The following is a 7127-nucleotide window of genomic DNA, read 5'->3' as shown; positions in this document are numbered from 1 at the left end:
GGATCGTCGCCGGCTTGGGTGCAGGCGCGGCCACGAACCACCTCGACACCACGATCGCGACGCTCAGCGCGCGTGCGACCTCCGGTGGCATTTACGTTAGCGAAACTAACGCCCTCACAATCGACAGCGTCGCGGTCACGATACAAAAGGTCGCCACCGACGCGACCGCGTCGGTTGTTACTGACCTTGCGCAATCCGACGTGCGCACCACTTCCGGTAACGGAGCGATCGTGGTCACTACCGGCGGCGATCTGACGCTCGACACCACCTTGATCGCCCACGGCACCGGCAACGTTCTCCTCGCCGCGACGGGCGCGATTACGCTCAACGCCGATCTCACGAGCGGTTCCGGTCACGTGACGCTCACCGCCACGGTGATACTTACCCTCAATGCCGATATCTCGACGAGTGGCACCGGCACGGTCGATTTGGAATCCAACCTAATCACCGCGTCGCTGACCGCGGACATCACGGCGGGTGGGGCGGTGCGGATTACTTCTGCCACGAACATCGTCCTCGGTGGCGTGGTCACCACTGCTAGCAACGTCTCGCTCACCGCGACGGCGGGCAGCATCAGCGACCTCGACACTGACAATGCCGTCGACGTGATCGCCGCCGGCCTGCGGCTCTTCGCCGGTGTGGGAATCGGTAGCGCCGTCAACGCACTCGACACAACGGTCGCCACCCTTGCTGCGCGCGCGACCTCCGGCGGCCTTTACCTCTCCGAAACCACCGCTCTTATCGTCGGCGAGGTGGTCGTCACCATCCAGAAGGTCACCACCGACGCGACCACCACCACCGTGACCGAGGGGACTCTCACCGGCGTGCAAACCACTGCCGGCAACGGCGCCATCGCGCTCACCACCGGCGCCGACCTCACGATTAGCTCTGCGCTGACAGCGCATGGCACGGGCAGCATCGCGTTGACCTCCAGCCACGACATCAGTCTTGGGGCGGTCGTCTCGTCGACCAGTGGGGCGCTCACGCTGAATGCCGGAGCGCGCATCCTTGAAACCACTTCCGCGGAAACCCCCGTCCTCGTAACCACTGGCGCCCTCACGCTCACCGCCGTCACCGGCATCGGCCAAACCGGTCGTGGCGACCTCGATGTCTCCGTCGGCAGCTTGGGCCTCACCAACACCGGCATCGGTTCGGTTTACATCAAGTCGCAGTCCGCCACGACGCTCACCGCCGCCACGCTCGGCACCGCCGGTTCCTTTAACTTTACGCAATCCAGCGGCGCACTCGCCGTCACCGGCCCAGTCAGTGCTCCGAATGGCAGCATCACCTTCCGCGTTAGTGGCGCACTCACCCTCACCAACGCATCCCTGACCGCCGGCACCGATCTTACGATCCAAGCCACCTCTCTTAGCGCCACCGGCTCGGCGCTCACGGCGACCAGCGGCACCACAACGCTTGTATCCTCCGGCGCCATGGCGCTCAACGCCACTTCACCAGTGCGTGGCGGCACCGCGGTCTTGATCAGTGCCGGTGGCAACCTGGCCCTCGCGGCCGTGACCACCCCGGGCAACCTCGACATACAAACTGGCGGCACGCTCACCAGCACATCTGCTTCTGCTGAGTTGCAAGCGAACACCCTGCGCTTGGTGACGGGCGGAGCCGTTGGCACCACGGGCACACCGATCCTGACCCGCACCAACGTTCTCGATATCCGCGCCGGCGGTAGCCTGAACCTGCGCGAGCAAAACAGTCTCACCGCCGGTCGTTCCGGTCTGGACTTAAACTCCGGCGCCGGCGACCAAGTCGTGATCAACGTCAATGGCGGCACCTTAAACTCCAACGGCGGCGCGATCATCGATCGCGGCAGTGGCACGCTGGTCGTGCAAGCTTCCGGCGACCTGACGCTCAATACAACCCTCACTTCGAACAACGGTAACATCACGATCAACTCTGGCGGTCACCTTTACGATGGCACCAGTGACGAAGGGACGCTGCTGAATGCCGCCAACGGTATGATCACCTTGAACGTCCAAACCGGTATCGGTGGGGCGGGCAATGCCGACATCGACTTTAATGCAGCCGCGATTTCCGCCACCACCAACTCCGGCGATATCAATCTGCACACCACCGGCTCCACCACCGTTACCGGTGCAGGCCTCACCACCAATTCCGGCAGCATCTATCTGGAAGTAGGCGGCAACTTAAACGTCAATTCGAGCGTCGTCGCGACTGGTAGCGTGACCCTGACTGCGGGTGGTGCCATCGCCGCTTCGGCGACGATCAGCGCTCCGGGTGCCATCACGATCAGTGCTCCAGGTAGCCTGAACCTCGGCACGATTAATGGTGGTTCAGGCCCCGTAACTTTGAGCAGCTCTTCCGGCACGATCACCGTCAGCGGAAACTTGTCCACCACCTCGGGCGCAGTAAACGTGACTTCCGCTGGCAATCTGTCCTCGGGCACGCTCTCGACTAACTCCGGCAACCTGAGCCTTACCAGCACGCAGGGTAGTGTGAACCTGGGTTCAGCGAGCACGTCGGGTGGAATCACGGTGCGTGCGGCGGGCGGCATCACGACGGGTGGTCTCACCGGTCTGGCTGGTTTGAACCTCAACGCCACCGGCAACGTTACAACGAGCAATCTCAATGGCGGGTCGGGTGAGATCACGCTCACCAGCACGCACGGCAGTGTGAGCCTGGGTTCTGCGAGCACCTCGGGCAGCATCACGGTGCGTGCGGCGGGCAGCATCACAACGGATGGGCTCACCGGCCTTGCTGGTTTGAACCTCAACTCCACCGGCAACGTTACGACGGGCAATCTCAATGGCGGCTCGGGTGAGATCACGCTCACCAGCACGCAGGGCAGTGTGAGTGTGGGCGCGGTTTCGACTGCCGGCAGCATCACGTTGAACGCAGCCGGCAACCTGACCACCGGCAGCCTGACCGGCCTGGCCGGCCTGAACCTGAACGCAGCGGGCACGATCACGACCGGGGACTTGAACGCGGGCTCCGGCAACCTCGTGCTAAGCTCGAGTGGTGGGTTGAACTTGGGCACGGTCACCAATGCCAACTTTATCACGCTCACCACCGCCGGCACGCTCACCACCGGCTCCTTGAACGCCTCGGGCGGCATCACCTTGACCAGCACCCAAGGCGGCATCGTCACTTCGGGCACGCTCTTCACCCAAGGCGAACTGCGCCTCACGGCTTCCGGCAATATGAACCTAGGCAGCCTCACCACGACCAGCGGACTGCTCTCCGTCGTCAGCGACCAAGGCTCAATCACGATGGCCGCCAACGCGGCCTTCACCTCGAACTCCGGTAACATCGTCGTCCACGCCAAACACGACGTCTACCTCGCCAGCCTCACCGCCACCTTCGGGCAAGTCAGCGTTACCTCCACCACCGCTTCCATCCTGCGCACCCCCGGCTACTCCGGTATCAACATCACCACCGCCGCCAATATCCGGCCTTCGTTGCTGGCCACGAAGGTCATCGACCTCACCGTCGATGCTCCCTCCGTCACCGCCAACTCCCTCACCATTTTCCGCCGCAACTCCCAATACATCACCCTCTACCTCGTCTTCTCATGATATCCCAAATTTTTTGCCCTAAAGATTCCGAAATAATTTCTACTTTTGGGTTTACGAAATTCTCCGATACCCCCTGAGTGAATTTACTTAGGATATAAACCTCATTTGAAAATCAGGTCCGCAGATTTTGCAAAAAAGAGCGCCTTTGCCGTCGAGGCACTGGAGTCGCGTCTGTTGCTATCGGCGACACCTTTTTTGGTTGAAGCGCCGCTCGTCGGCGAAGTTTCGAATGTGGTTGAATTGATGCAAATCGGCCACGGCATTTCGCAACAGAGTGCCGCTGATTTGGTCACAGGAACAGATCGCGAGAGCTTGTTCACGGACACGCAAGCGCTCGCTTTCGCCGAGCCGCAATCGGTGGCATCAGAGGCCTCGACTGCGGAAACCGAAACACTTGCCGAAGCCTCGGAGCTCGAAACAACGGTTTTAATTTCTGACAAAATTCAGGAAGAAATTTCAGCCGTCTTAGTGCCGGATGCCCCGCAAATTTCCAGTCTCGTTTCGCAGTTGGTTGAGTCCCTGCACGTGGGCAACGGCCCTCCAGTTCGTGAAAGTTTTAGTGTAGAAGATGATGTAGATTTTAATTCTCCCGTAGAGGAGGATGATGGTGTTGTTGTCCCTCCTTCTGACGATACAACTACGGTTATTGGGGCCGGTGATCTCAGCGATATTTTGGTGTTGGGTGACCCAACCAATGTCCCGATCACGTTCAGCGGCACCACGGTGCTCCAAGGCGATGAAGTAACCATTCTCTCGCCGCTCATTACCGGTCATCTCGTGATTCTGGGAGACGGCACGACGACTTTTCTGAACAGCGACATCAGCGGCACGTCGCAGACGATCAACGATACGCTCGAAGTAAACGGAACCCGTTCGGTCACCGCCACCGGCGGTTCGATTATCATCGGCAATCCAGGTGGTCAGATCGACGGTAACAATACGGGTGTTGCCGACAGCCTGACGATGAATGCGTCGGCTTCCATCACGGTGGCCAACGGCATCGGTCAAAACAAGACGCTCACCAACCTCACGCTCAACGCGGGTGGCGCGATCGACATCGGCGGAGCGATCACCCTCGCGGGATCGCTCACGGTGCAAAACGGCACCACGGTGCGCTTCCGGGGTGTTGTTACCATCACCGGCGATCTTACCATCACGAACGCGACTGATGTGGTATTCGATGGTCCCGTCACGGTCACGGGCAATCTCACGATCACCAAAGCTTCCAACGTTTCTTTCAGTGGCAACGTCGCCGTCGCTGGCAATGTGAGCATCGGTGGCAGCGGCAACTATGCGAATATCGCCGGCGTCACTTTCGCCAACAACGCCCGCTTCGACTTCAACGGCGCCGCGTCGCTTTACGTCAACGGCAACGTGATCTTCGGTAACGCGGTGGGTGGGATTGGCGGCGTTTATCTGCCTGACAGCCTGACCATCGGCACGAACGCGACACTGACTTTCAACAGCAATACCAATCTCGCGCTCGCGCCGCTTTCCGTGGTGAAGGCCGCCGCGGTCAATGTTGGCGGTAATCTCACGGCGGGTGCCGTCACGATGACTAACGTCGCGGGGAGTATCGCGATGGATCTCTCTAACATCGTCGCCTCGCTCGACATCACTTCGACCGGTGATGGTGCGAGCACGTTTGTCCGCATCAACACGCTCGAAGTCGGTTCGGGCAACGCGGTCGTTATTTCCAACCAGATTATTCTCCTCGGCACGATTTCCGACACGGGCGCGCAATCTTCGCTAACGTTAAAACCCTACACCGTTTCCCGTCCGATCGTGGTGGGAAATTCCCCGCCTTCCGCCACAACGCCGACCGTCAACAATCGCCTTGATCTCTCCGCGTCTGAGATCGGTCAGATTCTTCCGGGCTTTTCGGTAGTGAACATCGGCGATGCCTCCGCCGGCACGGGCACGGTTTATCTCGGTTACATGGGTTCGCAGATTTCCACGGGTGAATACTACAACAAAACCCAAATCTTCGGCGGTTCGATTATCGTAACGCGCGATCAAGATATTCACCCCGGCGCTGCAGAGCTTCGGCTCGTAGCGCGCACTGGCGATATTACCGTCAATGCTCGCCTCGGTTACTCCGGCAACAACACCTATGGTGAACGCAATCCATGGATCCGCATGGAGGCGGCCGCGAACATCGTGATAAACGCCGGCGTCTACGCGACCAACCGCCTTTCACTGACCGCAGGGCAGGGAACCGGCACCGGCAACGTCACGATTACTGCCAATGGCACACTCACCACTTCCGAAACTGGTGCCGCCGACCGCCGTATAGAACTCGCCGCCGGCCTCAACAGCGGCGACATCAGCCTCACCGCGTCCGCCGATGAAACCGCGATCATTACCGCCGTCGGTAATTCCACGATTGTGCTCTTTGCCCGTTCCGGCGCGATCAGCCAAACGCAGGGTCGACTAGTCGGCGATCTCTTCACCGCGCAAGCTGCGAACAATATCAATGTGCGCACCACGGTCGCGCGCATTGGTGAGGCCACGTTGGCCGGCGCGATCTTCGCCGATTCCACGCCGCGAACGATTGACGGGATAAATATCACTGGCGGCGGTGCCTTGACGCTCACCGAGACCGACAATCTTCAAGTCGACCAGATCACCAGCACCACCGGCAACATCAGCCTCACCACCACGAATGCCGGCACGGTCACCCTTGATAACATCACTAGCGCCTCCGGCGAAATTTCCCTCACTGCTGATGGAGCCATCGCCGATCTCACTCCCGCCGACGATAGCACGCTGAATATCCAAGCCACGGGCTTGCTCACCATGACCACGAAGACTGGCATCGGCAGCGCGGGCGGGTTGGCGGACATCGACATTGAAGTCGGCTCGCTCACGGCGACGAATAGTGCTTCCGGCAACATTATCCTTCAGGATCCGAATGGACTCGTGGTTGTCGGCACTGGCGTGCGCACACTCTCCGCCAACGGCAATGTGACCATTTCCGTCGAGGCGGGCAGTTTCACGGTCAACTCCGCCGTCACCGCTCATGGCTCAGGCAACATCGCACTCACTGGCACGACTGGCACATTGAGTCAGGCCGCCGGCGCGACGATCAGTTCGACGACGGGAACCATCGCCGTTAACGCGGATGCAATCAGTCAAGCGGGCGCTATCTCAACCGGGGGCACCGGAACGGTAAGTGTCGTCGCGGATGCTACTGGCATCACGATGGCGGATGGAGCCACGACCACGACGCTGAGTGGCGCGATCAGCTACAGTGCGGTGACATCGATCGCGATTGCGGCACTCGCTTCATCTACCGGCAGCCTCAACCTCACCGCTACCACCGGGGCGATCACGGACAATACTGCAGCGGAAACTGCGAATCTCACGACGACCGGTCAGACCACGCTGACGGCGGCAACGGGGATCGGCGGCAGCGGTTCGGCGGACATCGACACGCTCATTTCGACTCTCCAAGCGACGAACACAACTTCCGGCGACATCGTGATCGAGGAAGGGGACGCGCTGATCGTCAACGGCACGGGCATTCGCACGCTCGCGGGCAACGGCAACCTCAACTTCAAAGTGAATGCCGGA

Annotated in this window: 2 protein-coding genes and 1 pseudogene; all 3 read left to right on the top strand. The window is 60.4% G+C overall.

Features of this window, described 5'->3' with window-relative positions; genetic code table 11:
* Positions 1-3551 (top strand): beta strand repeat-containing protein (locus tag ACRRQW_RS21185; RefSeq protein WP_438483707.1); only part of this gene is annotated, 3551 nt, incomplete at its 5' end.
* Positions 3552-3656: 105 nt separating this feature from the next.
* Positions 3657-3746 (top strand): annotated as a pseudogene (locus ACRRQW_RS21180) (LEPR-XLL domain-containing protein); the annotation flags it as partial.
* Positions 3747-7127 (top strand): beta strand repeat-containing protein (locus tag ACRRQW_RS21175; RefSeq protein ID WP_438483709.1); only part of this gene is annotated, 3381 nt, incomplete at its 3' end. It lies immediately after the preceding pseudogene.

The organism is Oleiharenicola lentus (assembly GCF_051660365.1).
In the GTDB taxonomy this organism is placed as follows: domain Bacteria; phylum Verrucomicrobiota; class Verrucomicrobiia; order Opitutales; family Opitutaceae; genus Lacunisphaera; species Lacunisphaera lenta_A.
Note: the sequence above shows the minus strand (reverse complement) of the source record. Positions and strands in the feature narration are given on the sequence as shown.